Source organism: Kluyvera sp. Awk 3, assembly GCF_028069715.1.
In the GTDB taxonomy this organism is placed as follows: domain Bacteria; phylum Pseudomonadota; class Gammaproteobacteria; order Enterobacterales; family Enterobacteriaceae; genus Kluyvera; species Kluyvera georgiana_A.
In genome coordinates this window covers 20,897-35,826 of sequence record NZ_JANEWH010000044.1, presented here as the reverse complement: position 1 = coordinate 35,826, position 14,930 = coordinate 20,897, and the positions used below count along the sequence as shown (strand labels likewise).

Genomic DNA, 14,930 nt, shown 5'->3' with positions numbered 1-14,930 from the left:
GTAGTATTGCTGATATGAATTTATATTTTGTATTTATATTATTGGTAAATGAATATGGTGCTGTATATCCATCTACCAATAATTTATGTGAATCTATTAGAGGATGTCGATTTCCGCCACAGACGGATAAATCCACGAAGGCCGGAACGGCATATTATCGATGTCATCCACGGTGGAGACGCCAGAAAGGACCAGAATCGTTTCCAGACCAGCCTGGAAGCCGGCCAGAATATCGGTGCGGAGATTATCGCCGACGATCACCGTTTGCTCTGAATGCGCCTGCATTTTGTTAAGCGCGGCGCGGATGATCCACGGACTTGGCTTGCCAACGACAAACGGCTTACGGCCTGAGATTTTTTCGATGCCGGCGCACAGTGCGCCACAGGCAGGGTAATAGCCGCGGCCATGCGTGTCCGGGTTGGTTGCAATGAAGCGTGCGCCATTGGCCACGAAGAATGCCGCTTTGTGCATCATCTCCCAGTTAAAGGAGCGCGTTTCACCCACGATAACGAAGTCAGGGTTGACGTCGGTGATGGTGAACCCGGCTTTATAAAGTTCGTGGATCAATGCGCCTTCGCCGACCACGTACGCTTTTTTGCCTTCCTGGCGGCGCAGGAAATCGGCGGTAGCCATGGCGGAGGTGTAAAATACGCTGTCAGGCACGTCGATGCCTGCGGTGGCGAAACGGTTCGCTAAATCCTGACCCGTCTGTGAAGGGTAGTTAGTCAGACAAAGAAACGGCATACCTTTATCCAGTACGCGCGCGACGAATTCTGCCGCGCCCGGCACGGCGACGTTATCGTGCATCAGCACGCCGTCAATATCACAGATTACATTCTGAATGGTCATGGACTACCTGGCGTTTGTTTTTGAAGAGGCGTAATTATACACGTTATCTTTCTGCCTGCCTCTTCGTTGCGCCGTTCTCTCACGCTTTACGCTTGTTTTCTCAGCTCTTCGAACCATTCTGGATGCTTTTCTAGCGTCTTAAATAACAATATGAGCGGCTTAGGCGGCGCAATGCGTCCCGTTTCGTAGCGGCTAAAAGCATTCGCACCGCCGCCAAAGATTTCAGCCGCCTGGCGTTGGTCGAGTTCAAGACTTTTACGTACCCGGGCTATGAATGCAGGATCCACCTCACGGGCATTGATCTGCCGGTTAAATTCCACCATGCCCGCCATATACTCTTCGCCTTCACCCTTATCGAAGATGATTTCGCCACAGTTATCGCAGTACTGGCCTTTAACATCGTGAAATACAGTCTTGTTCCCTTTGTATTCATAGGGAATATCACGCTTTTCGTGTTTCAGCTCTGCACCACCGCATAGAGGACATTTCATTTTACAACTCCTTAAATGACACTATCAGGAGGCTGCCTGATACGATGAATTTAATGTAGAGAGGCAGTCCCTTATAGGTGGGACGATAGACATCGTGCCAGCATGTGTGATCATGGTAGGCCGTCATACTTTTGTAGAAATCGCCTGTTTTCAGAGCCATCACAACCTCAAAGATTTCTCGTTTTGACTGGAATCCGATTTGAGATGCGCTGATTAACGCTGTGTTTGTGATACATACCCGTCCATCGCGGACCAGATTTTGGATGGTGTCTAAACGGGTATGCGGCGTTCTCTTTTCCATAAGATTAACCTAAATGCAAAATTTGGCAAATAGGTTAATCCGGAAGTGGGGGATGTTCTAGCGAGGATGAGTTTAAAAATGCGCTGTATCAACGTTTGCAGCGCGTTACTCGTTGATTTGCGACTAACCTTCCAACAAATGTTGCAGCAAAATCCCGTTCAGCATGGCGCGTTTAACCAGCGCAAAAGCGCCAATCGCGGAGCGATGGTCGAGCGTCGAGCGCACCACCGGCAGATTCTTGCGGAACGCCTTCAGAACCTGAGTATTGATGCAGCCTTCGATGGCGGGTAACAGCACGCGGTCAGCCTCGATGATCTCACCGGCAATTACCACTTTTTGTGGGTTAAACAGGTTGATGGCGATGGCAATTGTTTTCCCGAGATGGCGCCCCACGTGCTCAATAACTTCGGTGGCAAGTGGGTCACCTTTATTGGCCGCCTTACAGATGGTTTTGATGTGGCAATCGTCAAGCGTGATTCGGCTCTGGTAGCCCTGTTCAAGCAGATGGCGCACGCGCTGCTCAATGGCGGCATTCGCAGCCACGGTTTCCAGACAGCCGAAGTTACCGCAGTGGCAGCGCTCGCCGAGCGGATCAACCTGAATATGGCCGATTTCACCCACATTGCCATTACGGCCAATAAAAATACGCCCGTTAGAGATAATGCCCGCGCCGGTACCGCGGTGCACGCGCACCAGAATGGAGTCTTCACAGTCCTGGCTTGCACCAAAGTAGTGCTCCGCGAGCGCCAGACTGCGGATGTCGTGGCCGACAAAGCAGGTGACTTTGAAACGTTTTTCCAGTGCTTCCACCAGATGCCAGTTTTCGACCGGGATATGCGGCATATAGCGAATAATGCCGCTTTCCGGGTCGACAAGACCGGGCAGAATCACCGAAATGGCGATCAGCTCGCGGATTTTACGCTGGCACGATTCAATAAAGGTGGCAATGGTGTTGAGCAACGCATGTTCCAGCGTTTCCTGAGTGCGCTCCGGCAGCGGGTAGTGTTCTTCGGCAACCGCCTTGCTGCTCAGATCGTACAGCGTCAGGGTGGTGTCGTGGCGGCCCAAACGGACACCAATCGCGTGGAAATTGCGGGTTTCGGTGACGATAGAAATGGCGCGGCGGCCCCCGGTGGAGGCCTGCTGATCGACTTCTTTGATCAGGCCGCGTTCAATAAGCTGACGCGTAATTTTGGTTACGCTGGCGGGGGCAAGCTGGCTCTGCTCGGCAATCTGAATCCGCGAGATTGGCCCATGCTGGTCAATCAGGCGGTAAACGGCCGCGCTGTTAAGCTGTTTTACGAGATCAACATTACCAATTTGAGCTTGTCCGCCTGATGTCATACTTTCTCTTACTCAGTAACGACCTCGTCGCCATTAACGATGGTCTTGATGATTTTAAAGTCGTGGGTGAATGCGGTCAGGTTCGCCACTTTACCCGGGGCAATGCTGCCGAGGTGCTTTTCAACACCGATCGCGCGAGCAGGGTAGAGCGTCGCCATACGCAGCACTTCGTCCAGCGCAATGTTAGCGTGCTCGACCAGGTTGCGGACCCCTTCGATCATCGTCAGCGATGAACCGCTCAAGGTGCCGTTTTCGTCTACGCAGAGACCATTGCGGTAGTATATTGTTTTACCGGCAAAAATGAACTGATCAATATTGGCGCCTGCCGGTGCGGTGGCGTCGGTGACCAGGCACAGCTTATCGCCTTTCAGGCGTTTGGCGTTACGGATATTGATGTAGTCCACGTGCAGGCCATCAGCAATGATACCGCAGTAGATTTCGTTCGCATCGAGAATTGCGCCGGTCAGGCCTGGTTCGCGGCCAGACATGTACGGCATGGCGTTAAACAGGTGGGTGGCGAAGGTGATGCCCGCGCGGAAACCGATACGCGCTTCTTTCGCCGTGGCGTTGGAGTGCCCGGCGGAAACCACGATACCGGCGTTAGCCAGCGCGGTAATCACTTCCGGTGCGACCATCTCTGGCGCCAGGGTCACTTTGGTGATCACGTCAGCGTTGTCGCAGAGGAATTGCACCAGTTCGTGATCTGGCTTGCGCACGAATTCCGGATTATGGGTGCCTTTTTTCACCAAGTTTAGCCACGGGCCTTCGAGGTGCAAGCCCAGCGCCTGGTTCGGATGTTTGGCGAGATATTCACGCATCACGCGTACGCCCTGTTTCATCAGGTCGTCGCTGGTGGTAATCAGCGTCGGCAGGAAGCTGGTGCAGCCAGATTTCTCATTGGCTTTTTGCATAATTTCCAGCGTTTCAACGGTCACCGCTTCGGCAGTATCGTTGAATTGTACGCCGCCGCAGCCGTTAAGCTGAACGTCGATAAAACCAGGGGCGATAATGGCGCCATTTACGGAACGCTGTTCGACGTTCGCTGGTACATCAGCCAGTGGGCAAATACGTTCAATAAGGCCATTGGCGACGATAATCGCATGGTCATCCAGAATTTCGTGACCGGTAAAAATCCGGCCATGGGTTAATGCATACATTACGACCCCCGGTATTCAAAAAATGTTGTCCCACGCCGCGGCGTGGGACGGGTAAGACATTACAGACCTTTGATATTTTCAGCTTCTAATTCAGTGAAATATTTCAGGGTCTTAACTTTCAGCTCCATCGTGGACGGTTCGTCGCAAACGATCAGCGATTTCGGGTGCAGCTGCAGACAGGTAATGGTCCACATGTGGTTAACGTTGCCTTCAACCGCCTGCTGCAGCGCCAGCGCTTTCGGCGCGCCCTGCACCAGGATCATCACTTCTTCGGCATCCAGCAGGGTGCCCACGCCAACGGTCAGCGCATATTTTGGCACCAGAGAGACGTCGCCATCGAAGAAGCGGGAGTTTGCCACGCGGGTTTCGTGAGTCAGCGTCTTGATGCGGGTACGGGAAGAGAGTGACGATGCCGGTTCGTTGAACGCAATGTGGCCGTCGTTGCCCACACCGCCCATGAACAGGTGAATTTTGCCGTAAGAACGTATTTTTTCTTCATAGCGACGGCACTCTGCGTCAACATCTGGCGCGTTGCCATTCAGCAGATTGATGTTTTCTTCAGGAATGTCGATATGATCGAAGAAGTTACGGTGCATAAAGCTGTGGTAGCTTTCCGGATGCTCTTTTGGCAGGCCGACATATTCGTCCATGTTAAAGGTGACAACATGTTTAAAGCTAACCTGGCCCGCTTTATGCATTTCGACTAACACTTTGTAGGTCGCCAGCGGGGTACCGCCGGTTGGCAGTCCGAGGACAAACGGACGGTCCGCGGTGGGTTGAAATGCGTTGATGCGGTTAACGATGTGGCGAGCAGCCCATTTGCCGACTTGTTCAGCGTTAACGAGAGGAATCAGTCTCATTCTTCACCTCAAATGTAAAATGTAAGAAGTTGGCGGATGGCGTCTCCGTGCACTCTCTAAGCGTAACCTGTTTGCATCGATAGGGAGCAATCCGTTTTGATTTTTTGAATGATAAAATAAGTTTTCATAGTTAGCCAGTGAAAGGGAGTGGTGAGAACAATATTTGGTGACTATAGTCACAAAAAGAACGCGTTTAATTTGCGATACGAATTAAATTTTCACACACTCTGATGCCTGAACAGGTGTAAATGCAGTTTACAAGACATCGCAGTGTCATGCTTTTTTGCACAATAAAAAAATGGCTTAGATTAAATGAGCCGTCTCGGGGTCTCGTAGGGGGAATAAGATGAATATTTTAGGTTTTTTCCAGCGACTCGGTAGGGCGTTACAGCTCCCTATCGCCGTGCTGCCAGTTGCGGCGCTGTTGCTGCGATTTGGTCAGCCAGATTTACTCAACGTCGCGTTTATCGCACAGGCGGGCGGGTCTATCTTTGATAACCTGGCGCTAATCTTCGCTATCGGTGTGGCATCCAGCTGGTCAAAAGACAGCGCGGGTGCGGCAGCGCTGGCGGGTGCGGTAGGTTATTTCGTATTGACCAAAGCAATGGTGACTATCAACCCAGCCATTAACATGGGTGTGCTGGCCGGTATCATTACCGGTCTGGTCGGTGGTGCCGTTTATAACCGTTGGGCGGGTATCAAACTGCCTGACTTCCTGAGCTTCTTCGGCGGTAAACGTTTTGTGCCGATCGCAACCGGCTTCTTCTGTCTGGTGCTGGCTGCCATCTTCGGCTACGTATGGCCGCCGGTGCAGAACGCTATCCATGCGGGCGGTGAGTGGATCGTCGGCGCGGGCGCGCTGGGTTCCGGTATCTTTGGTTTCATCAACCGTCTGCTGATCCCAACCGGTCTGCATCAGGTTCTGAACACTATCGCCTGGTTCCAGATTGGTGAGTTCACCAACGCGGCGGGTGCGGTATTCCACGGCGACATCAACCGCTTCTATGCGGGTGACGGCACCGCGGGTATGTTCATGTCCGGCTTCTTCCCGATCATGATGTTTGGTCTGCCGGGTGCGGCACTGGCGATGTACTTCGCAGCGCCAAAAGCGCGTCGTCCGATGGTCGGCGGTATGCTGCTGTCTGTTGCCGTCACCGCGTTCCTGACCGGTGTGACCGAGCCGCTGGAATTCCTGTTCATGTTCCTGGCGCCGGTACTGTACCTCCTGCACGCGATTCTGACCGGCGTGAGCTTGTTCATTGCAACGCTGCTGGGTATCCACGCGGGCTTCTCCTTCTCCGCAGGTGCTATCGACTACGTGTTGATGTACAGCCTGCCGGCAGCGAGTAAGAACGTCTGGATGCTGGTGGTGATGGGTCTGGTGTTCTTCGTTATCTACTTCGTGCTGTTCAGCGTGGTTATTCGCATGTTTAACCTGAAAACGCCGGGCCGCGAAGATAAAGACGAAAACGTTGTGACCAACGAAGCCAACAGCAACACGGAAGAAGGTCTGGATCAACTGGCGACCAGCTACATTGCTGCCGTTGGTGGTACTGACAACCTGAAAGCGATTGACGCCTGTATTACCCGTCTGCGCCTGACCGTTGCCGACTCCGCGAAGGTGAGTGACGCAGTATGTAAACGCCTGGGTGCATCCGGCGTGGTGAAACTGAACAAACAAACCATCCAGGTTATCGTGGGTGCGAAAGCAGAAGCGATTGGCGATGCGATGAAGAAAGTGGTTGCACGTGGCCCGGTTGCCGCTGCTTCTGCTGACAGCGCGCCGGCTGCGGCACCTGCTGCGGCAAAACCGCAGGCAGTGGCTAACGCCGCAACCGTTGAAGCGCTGGTTTCGCCAATTACCGGTGATGTGGTGGCGCTGGAGCAGGTGCCTGACGAAGCGTTCGCCAGCAAAGCGGTCGGCGACGGCATTGCGGTGAAACCGACGGACAACATCGTTGTTTCCCCGGCTGCGGGCACTATCGTGAAAATCTTCAACACCAACCATGCGTTCTGTCTGGAAACAGATAAAGGCGCGGAAATCGTTGTCCACATGGGTATCGATACCGTAGCGCTGGAAGGTAAAGGCTTCAGCCGCCTGGTTGAAGAGGGTGCGGAAGTCAAAGCAGGTCAGCCAATCCTGGAAATGGATCTGGACTTCCTGAACGCGAATGCACGCTCAATGATCAGCCCAGTCGTATGCAGTAACAGCGATGATTTCGGCGGTCTGGTGATTAAAGCCGAAGGTCACGTGGTTGCGGGTCAGACGCCGCTGTATGAGATTAAAGGTAAATAATCGCTCCTGAGTAAAGTAGATTAATGCCTTAAGCGGCGGGGGAATTCCTCCGCCGCTTTTTTTTGCCGTAAATTCCCCCATATTCATCGGTACAACGCCTTTTTGTGCAACTAATAGTTGTCTCCGGGCGCGGCTTATAAGATCATGTGCCGTTATACGTTGTTTACGCTTTGAGGAATCCACGATGAGTGAGGCTGAAGCCCGCCCGACTAACTTTATTCGTCAGATCATCGATGAAGATCTGGCAACCGGTAAGCACAACACGGTGCATACACGTTTTCCGCCAGAGCCGAATGGCTATCTGCACATCGGCCACGCGAAATCTATCTGCCTGAACTTTGGTATCGCGAAAGACTACCAGGGCCAGTGCAACCTGCGTTTCGATGACACCAACCCGGTGAAAGAAGATATCGAATACGTAGAGTCGATCAAAAACGATGTCGAGTGGTTAGGTTTTCACTGGTCAGGCAACGTTCGCTACTCCTCGGATTACTTCGATCAGCTGCACGCCTACGCGGTTGAACTTATCAACAAAGGCCTGGCCTACGTTGACGAACTGACGCCGGAACAGATCCGTGAATATCGCGGCTCGCTGACTGCGCCGGGCAAAAATAGCCCATTCCGCGATCGCAGCGTAGAAGAGAACCTGGCGCTGTTCGAAAAAATGCGTACCGGCGGCTTCGCGGAAGGTACCGCGTGCCTGCGCGCCAAAATCGATATGGCCTCGCCGTTTATCGTTATGCGTGACCCGGTGCTGTACCGTATTAAATTTGCCGATCACCACCAGACCGGCACCAAGTGGTGCATCTATCCGATGTACGACTTCACTCACTGCATCAGCGATGCGCTGGAAGGCATTACCCACTCGCTGTGTACGCTGGAGTTCCAGGACAACCGTCGTCTGTACGACTGGGTGCTGGACAACATCACCATTCCGGTTCACCCGCGCCAGTATGAATTCTCGCGCCTGAATCTGGAATACACCGTGATGTCCAAGCGCAAGCTGAATCAGCTGGTGATGGAAAAACATGTCGAAGGCTGGGACGACCCGCGTATGCCGACCATCTCCGGTCTGCGTCGCCGTGGCTACACCGCCGCCTCCATTCGCGAGTTCTGCAAGCGCATCGGCGTGACCAAGCAGGACAACACCATTGAGATGGCGTCGCTGGAATCCTGCATTCGTGAAGATCTGAACGAAAACGCGCCGCGCGCGATGGCGGTTATCGATCCGGTAAAACTGGTGATCGAAAACTATCCGCAGGGTGAGAGCGAAATGGTTTCCATGCCTAACCATCCGAATAAACCGGAAATGGGCAGCCGTGAAGTGCCGTTTAGCGCCGAAATCTGGATCGATCGCGCAGACTTCCGTGAAGAAGCGAACAAGCAGTACAAGCGTCTGGTGATGGGGAAAGAAGTGCGTCTGCGTAACGCCTATGTGGTGAAAGCAGAGCGCATGGAGAAAGATGCCGAAGGCAATATCACCACCATCTTCTGTACCTACGATGCTGATACCCTGAGCAAAGATCCGGCTGATGGCCGCAAAGTGAAGGGCGTGATTCACTGGGTTAGCGCCGCGCACGCGCTGCCGGTAGAGATTCGCCTGTACGATCGTCTGTTCAGCGTACCGAACCCAGGCGCCGCAGAAGACTTCCTGGCGGTGATGAACCCTGAGTCACTGGTTATCAAGCAGGGCTATGCTGAGCCGTCTCTGCAGGCCGCTGAGGCCGGTAAAGCGTACCAGTTCGAGCGTGAGGGTTACTTCTGCCTCGACAGCCGCTACAGCACGGCAGACAAGCTGGTCTTTAACCGTACCGTTGGTTTACGTGATACCTGGGTTGGCTAATACTCGCCGATCCAACATGAAAAACGCCGCTTTTGCGGCGTTTTTTTTGCCTGGTCATATGCCCCTGGCGCCGATGGCAACATATCGTTCCTTTCTGTTCCGGTAATGTGCAAACCGGTTCTTTTTTATAGTTTCGCGATGCGAATTAATAATATTTTCCTGGATCTGGTACGTTCGCACTTTTTTACATCTACCCACCCCTGATCTTCAATGTAAACGGTCTCATTAACATTTCATCCAAGCCCCGCAAGGGCTGGCCTGTGCAAATGTTAACAATGCATTACGTTACACATTGAAACCAAATATGTGCGCTTTGTCATAATCCTGCACTCTTGTTGCGGAAAAGGATTGATAATTCGCGTCGCGAAAAATAGTCTATCAGTGTACTGAAACACCTTTTTTCCAGAAGTTCATTTTTTAGCGTTTTATTTTTTTGCTTCTGCTTTGCAGCGGCATTTTTAAAAGTCAAAGAGGATATAACTATGCGTACGTTTAGTGGCAAACGTAGTACGCTGGCGCTGGCTATCGCCGGTGTGACAGCGATGTCAGGCTTTGTGATGACTCCGGAAGCGAAGGCAGAAGGGTTCATTGATGATTCAACATTAACCGGCGGCATCTACTACTGGCAGCGTGAGCGTGACCGTAAAGATGTGACCGACCACGACAAATATAAAACCAACCTTTCTCACTCCACCTGGAACGCCAACCTCGACTTCCAGTCGGGTTATGCGGCTGACATGTTCGGTATTGATATTGCTGCTTTTACCGCGATTGAAATGGCGGAAAGTAGCGAAAGCGGTCACCCGAACGAAATTGCATTCTCGTCAAAAAATAAAGGCTATAGCGAAGATTACAGCGGCGATAAGAGCGGTATCAGCCTGTATAAAGCGGCAGCTAAATTTAAACTTGGCCCAACCTGGGCGCGTGCGGGTTACATTCAACCAACCGGTCAAACCCTGCTGGCACCGCACTGGAGCTTTATGCCGGGTACTTACCAGGGCGCTGAAGCCGGGGCAAACTTTGACTACGGCGACAATGGCGCGCTGAGCTTCTCCTACATGTGGACCAATGAGTACAAGGCGCCATGGCATCTGGAGATGGATAACTTCTATCAGAATGATAAGAAGACCAAAGTTGATTACCTGCACTCTATCGGTGCGAAATACGATTTTAAAAATGACCTGGTGCTGGAAGCGGCATTCGGTCAGGCGGAAGGTTATGTCGACCAGTACTTCGCCAAAGCAAGCTACAAATTTGATATCCCTGGCGGCCCGCTGACTACCAGCTACCAGTTCTATGGTACCCGTGACAAAGTGAGCGATCACGGCGTGAACGACATTTACGACGGCACCGCGTGGCTGCAGGCGTTAACATTTGGCTATAAGCTGAACGAAGTGTTCGACTTCCGTCTGGAAGGGACCTGGGTTAAGGCTGACGGTCAGCAGGGCTACTTCCTGCAGCGTATGACCCCGACCTACGCGTCATCTAACGGTCGTCTGGATATCTGGTGGGATAACCGCTCTGACTTCAACGCCAACGGCGAAAAAGCGGTCTTCTTCGGTGGTATGTATGACCTGAAGAACTGGAATCTTCCTGGCTGGGCAGTGGGTGCATCCTACGTCTATGCATGGGATGCGAAACCAGCGACCTGGCAGATGAACCCGGATGCCTACTACAACAAAAACAATACGATCAGAGAATCTGCATACAGCCTGGATGCCATGTATACCGTACAGGAAGGCCGCGCGAAGGGTACCCTCTTCAAACTGCACTTCACTCAGTACGACAACCACTCCGACATCCCAAGCTGGGGCGGTGGTTACGGCAACATCTTCCAGGATGAGCGTGACGTGAAATTCATGGTTATCGCACCGTTCACTATTTTCTGATGCATGATGCGGCAGGGGGAAGCCTCTGCCGCCGCTAAGAGGCTCATCGTATGAAAAAACTGATTATTGTTGCCCTGATGGCCGCTGGCCTTACCGCTTGCGCTCAGCCATCCACGCCGAAAGAAGACAGTAAGCTGAAGGATGCCTACAGCGCGTGCATTAACACCGCTGAAGGCAATCCGGACAAAATCCAGGCCTGCCAGAGCGTGCTGAACGTGCTGAAAAAAGAGAAACAGCATGAACAGTTTGCTAATCAGGAATCCGTACGCGTGCTGGATTACCAGCAGTGTATTCAGGCAACCCGTACCGGTAACGACCAGGCCGTAAAAGCCAAATGCGATAAGATGTGGCAGGAAATTCGCAGCAATAACACCGTGAAGCCATAAGATAAGGCGAATGCTAATAACTGAAAAAACCGCTGCTTGCAGCGGTTTTTTTATGGCTGAATACGAACGAAGGGCAAAAAAAACCAACGCATGGCGCTGGCTTTTTAACGAGGGGGGAAGTTACTTCTCTACACCATCGTGAGCATGTTCATCTTCACGGCAGTCGCCTTCAGCGCAGTGGCCATAAAGATAAAGGCTGTGGTTGGTCAGACGAATTCCGTGTTTGGCGGCAATTTCACGCTGGCGAGCTTCGATAGATTCGTCGCTGAACTCGATCACTTTGCCACAGTCGAGGCAAATCAGGTGATCGTGGTGATGCTGCTGGGTCAGTTCGAAAACGGATTTGCCGCCTTCAAAATTGTGACGGGTCACGATGCCCGCGTCATCAAACTGGTTCAGGACACGATAAACCGTGGCCAGGCCAATTTCTTCACCCATGTCGATCAGGCGTTTGTATAAGTCTTCCGCGCTGACATGGTGGTTATCCGGTTCCTGAAGAACTTCCAGAATCTTTAACCGTGGAAGTGTGACTTTCAGGCCAGCCTTCTTTAATGCGGTATTATTGTCAGTCATGCGGAATCTGTCCTGTTGCTAAACGATTAACTTCCATCAGCGAAAGTATCACAGAGAATTCACCCGTTTTAATGCGTCTCATTATAGAATGACCCTGGATAAATGAAAACAGCAAGGCTTGGGTAAACTAAGCTTTCAAAAACGAGGCGTCACCGACAAACAGAGCGATGAACCTACGCTAAATCAGAAGATATTGTACAGGTATGCGCTGAAAAGTTAAAAAAATGTAGCTATTATTTTGATTGCTTTTACCTATTAATGAGGCGCGATTTGTTATCGCGCCTCAATATCATCAGGCGTTTTTGATTTCGTCGAGGTGCAGCTCTTCAGCAACCTGCTTAACCCATTTTTCAACGCGTTCGGCGGTCAGCTCCGGCTGACGGTCTTCGTCAATCGCCAGACCCACGAAGTGGTCGTCATCGGCCAGGCCTTTCGACGCTTCGAAGTGGTAGCCTGCGGTTGGCCAGTGACCAACGATGGTCGCGCCGTTTGGCTCAATGATGTCGCGAATCGTACCCAGCGCATCGCAGAAGTACTCCGCGTAGTCTTCCTGATCGCCACAGCCGAAGAGGGCGACCAGCTTACCGTTGAAGTCAACTTCTTCCAGAGACGGGAAGAAATCGTCCCAGTCGCACTGTGCTTCACCGTAGTACCAGGTTGGGATACCCAGCAGCAGGATATCATAGCCTGCCAGGTCTTCTTTGCTGCTCTTGGCAATGTCGTGAACGTCAGCGACATCTTTACCAAGCTGTTTTTGAATCATTTTTGCGATATTTTCGGTGTTCCCGGTGTCGCTACCGAAGAAGATGCCAACGATTGCCATGAGTAAAATAACCTCTTGAAACTTAATGATATGGTGGTGGCTTATTGCCCACAGATAAGGGCAATCATAGCAGAACAGAGAAGCGGGCGGAAACAGCTATCGTGCCGTACTGCACACTCTGCTACATGAAAGTGCGTTCTGGGGGGGTATTTCAGACTTTCCCTTGCCCGTGCAGCAGCGCCAGTTGGCTCATCAGCATCTCTTCGATGAGTTCGCTGCGGCTCATCTCACGGGCTGCCGCCAGCTCGTTGAGCGCATCAACGGCGTCGCTGTTTAGCTTTAACTCGACGCGCTTAAGCCCACGAACTTTGTCGCGTTTGAGCTGATTGCGCTTATTAATGCGGAGCTGTTCGTCACGCGAAAGCGGATTGGTTTTGGGTCTTCCCGGCCGACGCTCATTTGCGAACAAATCTAATGTCGTACGGTCCGTTTGTTCTTTTGCCATGGTTCTGAGTGACTTCGGGGAAACAAGCTACCGGACGGTGCCCGGTGCAGACAGCGCGCAATCATACAACAGTGAAACCCGCACGCCAACGACCACGGCCATTCTGGCGCGCGGTCGATGCATTTTTAATCACTCAGCGAGGTAACGGCGAATGGCGCGCAGCACGGCGTCCGGTTTTTCGGCGTGAACCCAGTGACCCGCCCCGGCAATCACGTGCGCTTTCGCCTGCGGGAACTGCGCCAGCAGATCGTCACGATAGGCTTCGGTGACATACGGTGAATTGCCGCCGGGAATAAACAGCGCAGGGTGTTCCCAGGCCGGAATGGTTTCCCAGCCGACGATATGGGGATATTGCTCCCACAGCACCGGCACGTTAAAGCGCCAGGCACCGTCAACAAACGACTTCAGCAGAAACTGAATCACGCCTTCTTCATGCAGATACTCGCGCATCACCGTGGCTGCCTGCTGGCGCGTGGAGACGCCCGCGCTGGTGACGGCGTTAATGGCGGCAAAAATCTCATCATGACGACGCACGTGGTAATCCACTGGCGCAATGTCGATTGCCACCAGGCGGTCGATGCGCTCCGGGGCCAGTGCGGTCAGCGCCATCACCGCTTTTCCGCCCATTGAATGGCCGATGAATGTCGCTTTCTCAATCTGGTTGGCGTCGAGAGTATCGAGCAAATCCTGCGCCATGGCCGGATAGCTCATATCGTCGGAACGCGGCGACAGACCGTGGTTACGCATGTCGACCTGAATGACATCGTGATCGGCAAGCAGGTCGCGGGCGAGAATGCCGAGGTTATCCAGGCTGCCGAACAGACCGTGGACCAGGACGATGGGGGAATTATTGTGCAGGTTTTGTGCAGTTTGCGCTCGGAAATTCAATTTCATAGCAAAGTTCTTTTTTTCGCATTGTCGGGTTAGGGTATCATGTTGAACATTCTAACGCTCAGGGGCAAGTGAGGAACTCATCCGAATTTTGCCGTGCCCCTGGTTTGGCGCTACCCGCTGTTGGGTTTTGACTTTATAATCCCAATAAACTGTATTCAGAAAAATTATCGCACCGGATTAAGATGAAAACGATCGAAGTTGATGACGAGCTCTATCGCTATATTGCAGCCCATACTCTGCGCATTGGCGAGAGCGCGTCCGACATTTTACGGCGTATGCTGAAATTCACCGCCGCTTCCCAGCCCGCAGCCGTCGCTGCCGCGCCGGTCGTCAAAGCAGAAACGGTTGCCGCTCCGGCGCCCGCTGCTGCCCCCGTTGCTGAGGTGAAAACGGTTAAATCCGCCAAAGATAAAGTCCGTGCCATGCGCGAACTGCTGCTCTCCGACGAGTATGCAGAGCAGAAGAAAGCGGTAAACCGCTTCATGCTGGTGCTGACCACGCTGTACTCTCTGGACAACAATGCGTTTGCTGAGGCAACCGAATCCCTTCATGGCCGTACCCGCGTCTACTTTGCTGCCGACGAGCAAACGCTGCTGAAAAACGGCAATCAGACGAAACCAAAACAGGTTCCGGATACGCCATACTGGGTCATTACCAATACCAATACGGGCCGTAAATGCAGCATGGTCGAACACATCATGCAGTCAATGCAATTCCCGGCGGAATTGATTGAGAAGGTTTGCGGTACCATCTAATACTGACAATCTAACCCTTGCATA

15 protein-coding genes are annotated in these 14,930 nt (G+C 52.5%); 5 read left to right on the top strand and 10 right to left on the bottom strand.

Annotation, left to right across the window (positions count from 1 at the left end):
- Positions 1–96: 96 nt before the first annotated feature.
- The 6 genes from NNN71_RS11360 to nagB form a co-directional block, all read right to left on the bottom strand.
- A complete protein-coding gene (locus NNN71_RS11360) occupies positions 97–849 on the bottom strand; it encodes an HAD-IIA family hydrolase (RefSeq protein WP_035892682.1) in 753 nt (250 codons plus the stop codon).
- Positions 850–935: 86 nt separating this feature from the next.
- Positions 936–1,340: a type II TA system antitoxin MqsA family protein gene (locus NNN71_RS11355; RefSeq protein ID WP_271458521.1), complete on the bottom strand. Its 405-nt coding sequence runs from the start codon at positions 1,338–1,340 to the stop codon at positions 936–938.
- 1 nt (position 1,341) lies between these two features.
- Positions 1,342–1,641, bottom strand: coding sequence for a type II toxin-antitoxin system MqsR family toxin (locus NNN71_RS11350; protein ID WP_271458520.1), 300 nt, complete (start codon positions 1,639–1,641; stop codon positions 1,342–1,344).
- A gap of 123 nt (positions 1,642–1,764) precedes the next feature.
- On the bottom strand, positions 1,765–2,985 hold the full coding sequence (gene nagC / locus NNN71_RS11345) for a DNA-binding transcriptional regulator NagC (protein ID WP_163449156.1): 1,221 nt from the start codon (positions 2,983–2,985) through the stop codon (positions 1,765–1,767).
- Positions 2,986–2,993: 8 nt separating this feature from the next.
- Positions 2,994–4,142: an N-acetylglucosamine-6-phosphate deacetylase gene (gene nagA / locus NNN71_RS11340; RefSeq protein WP_271458519.1), complete on the bottom strand. Its 1,149-nt coding sequence runs from the start codon at positions 4,140–4,142 to the stop codon at positions 2,994–2,996.
- 59 nt (positions 4,143–4,201) lie between these two features.
- Positions 4,202–5,002 (bottom strand): glucosamine-6-phosphate deaminase, encoded by an 801-nt coding sequence (gene nagB, locus NNN71_RS11335; protein ID WP_271458518.1) that lies wholly within the window; start codon positions 5,000–5,002, stop codon positions 4,202–4,204.
- 346 nt (positions 5,003–5,348) lie between these two features.
- Here nagB and nagE point away from each other — a divergent pair, with 346 nt between their 5' ends.
- The 4 genes from nagE (at position 5,349) to chiQ (ending at position 11,416) form a co-directional block, all read left to right on the top strand.
- Positions 5,349–7,298, top strand: coding sequence for a PTS N-acetyl glucosamine transporter subunit IIABC (nagE, locus tag NNN71_RS11330; RefSeq protein ID WP_163449158.1), 1,950 nt, complete (start codon positions 5,349–5,351; stop codon positions 7,296–7,298).
- A 184-nt stretch (positions 7,299–7,482) separates the two neighbouring features.
- On the top strand, positions 7,483–9,141 hold the full coding sequence (glnS, locus tag NNN71_RS11325; RefSeq protein ID WP_271458517.1) for a glutamine--tRNA ligase: 1,659 nt from the start codon (positions 7,483–7,485) through the stop codon (positions 9,139–9,141).
- A 482-nt stretch (positions 9,142–9,623) separates the two neighbouring features.
- On the top strand, positions 9,624–11,030 hold the full coding sequence (gene chiP, locus NNN71_RS11320; protein ID WP_163449160.1) for a chitoporin ChiP: 1,407 nt from the start codon (positions 9,624–9,626) through the stop codon (positions 11,028–11,030).
- A 50-nt stretch (positions 11,031–11,080) separates the two neighbouring features.
- Entirely contained in the window at positions 11,081–11,416 is a 336-nt protein-coding gene (gene chiQ / locus NNN71_RS11315) for a ChiQ/YbfN family lipoprotein (RefSeq protein WP_163449161.1), read from the top strand.
- 120 nt (positions 11,417–11,536) lie between these two features.
- Here the strand turns inward: chiQ and fur are convergent, their stop codons facing one another.
- The 4 genes from fur to ybfF all read right to left on the bottom strand — a co-directional run bounded on the left by fur (position 11,537) and on the right by ybfF (position 14,151).
- On the bottom strand, positions 11,537–11,989 hold the full coding sequence (fur, locus tag NNN71_RS11310; RefSeq protein ID WP_064548293.1) for a ferric iron uptake transcriptional regulator: 453 nt from the start codon (positions 11,987–11,989) through the stop codon (positions 11,537–11,539).
- Between the two features lie 292 nt (positions 11,990–12,281).
- Entirely contained in the window at positions 12,282–12,812 is a 531-nt protein-coding gene (gene fldA / locus NNN71_RS11305; RefSeq protein ID WP_064548295.1) for a flavodoxin FldA, read from the bottom strand.
- Positions 12,813–12,963: 151 nt separating this feature from the next.
- Complete coding sequence (ybfE, locus tag NNN71_RS11300; protein ID WP_065355529.1) at positions 12,964–13,257, bottom strand: LexA regulated protein; 294 nt, start codon at positions 13,255–13,257, stop codon at positions 12,964–12,966.
- A 129-nt stretch (positions 13,258–13,386) separates the two neighbouring features.
- A complete protein-coding gene (gene ybfF, locus NNN71_RS11295) occupies positions 13,387–14,151 on the bottom strand; it encodes an esterase (RefSeq protein WP_167576397.1) in 765 nt (254 codons plus the stop codon).
- Positions 14,152–14,333: 182 nt separating this feature from the next.
- Here ybfF and seqA point away from each other — a divergent pair, with 182 nt between their 5' ends.
- The gene (gene seqA / locus NNN71_RS11290; protein WP_271458516.1) at positions 14,334–14,906 is read left to right on the top strand and encodes a replication initiation negative regulator SeqA; all 573 of its coding nucleotides are present in this window, start codon (positions 14,334–14,336) and stop codon (positions 14,904–14,906) included.
- Positions 14,907–14,930: the final 24 nt, after the last annotated feature.

Excerpts from the sequence above, each read along its gene's own strand:
- nagE (WP_163449158.1), top strand. The coding sequence starts at position 5,349 with ATGAATATTTTAGGTTTTTTCCAGCGACTCGGTAGGGCGTTACAGCTC.
- chiP (WP_163449160.1), top strand. The coding sequence starts at position 9,624 with ATGCGTACGTTTAGTGGCAAACGTAGTACGCTGGCGCTGGCTATCGCC.
- NNN71_RS11355 (WP_271458521.1), bottom strand. The coding sequence starts at position 1,340 with ATGAAATGTCCTCTATGCGGTGGTGCAGAGCTGAAACACGAAAAGCGT.
- fldA (WP_064548295.1), bottom strand. The coding sequence starts at position 12,812 with ATGGCAATCGTTGGCATCTTCTTCGGTAGCGACACCGGGAACACCGAA.
- glnS (WP_271458517.1), top strand. The coding sequence starts at position 7,483 with ATGAGTGAGGCTGAAGCCCGCCCGACTAACTTTATTCGTCAGATCATC.
- seqA (WP_271458516.1), top strand. The coding sequence starts at position 14,334 with ATGAAAACGATCGAAGTTGATGACGAGCTCTATCGCTATATTGCAGCC.
- ybfE (WP_065355529.1), bottom strand. The coding sequence starts at position 13,257 with ATGGCAAAAGAACAAACGGACCGTACGACATTAGATTTGTTCGCAAAT.
- nagA (WP_271458519.1), bottom strand. The coding sequence starts at position 4,142 with ATGTATGCATTAACCCATGGCCGGATTTTTACCGGTCACGAAATTCTG.
- NNN71_RS11350 (WP_271458520.1), bottom strand. The coding sequence starts at position 1,641 with ATGGAAAAGAGAACGCCGCATACCCGTTTAGACACCATCCAAAATCTG.
- nagC (WP_163449156.1), bottom strand. The coding sequence starts at position 2,985 with ATGACATCAGGCGGACAAGCTCAAATTGGTAATGTTGATCTCGTAAAA.
- ybfF (WP_167576397.1), bottom strand. The coding sequence starts at position 14,151 with ATGAAATTGAATTTCCGAGCGCAAACTGCACAAAACCTGCACAATAAT.
- NNN71_RS11360 (WP_035892682.1), bottom strand. The coding sequence starts at position 849 with ATGACCATTCAGAATGTAATCTGTGATATTGACGGCGTGCTGATGCAC.
- nagB (WP_271458518.1), bottom strand. The coding sequence starts at position 5,002 with ATGAGACTGATTCCTCTCGTTAACGCTGAACAAGTCGGCAAATGGGCT.
- fur (WP_064548293.1), bottom strand. The coding sequence starts at position 11,989 with ATGACTGACAATAATACCGCATTAAAGAAGGCTGGCCTGAAAGTCACA.
- chiQ (WP_163449161.1), top strand. The coding sequence starts at position 11,081 with ATGAAAAAACTGATTATTGTTGCCCTGATGGCCGCTGGCCTTACCGCT.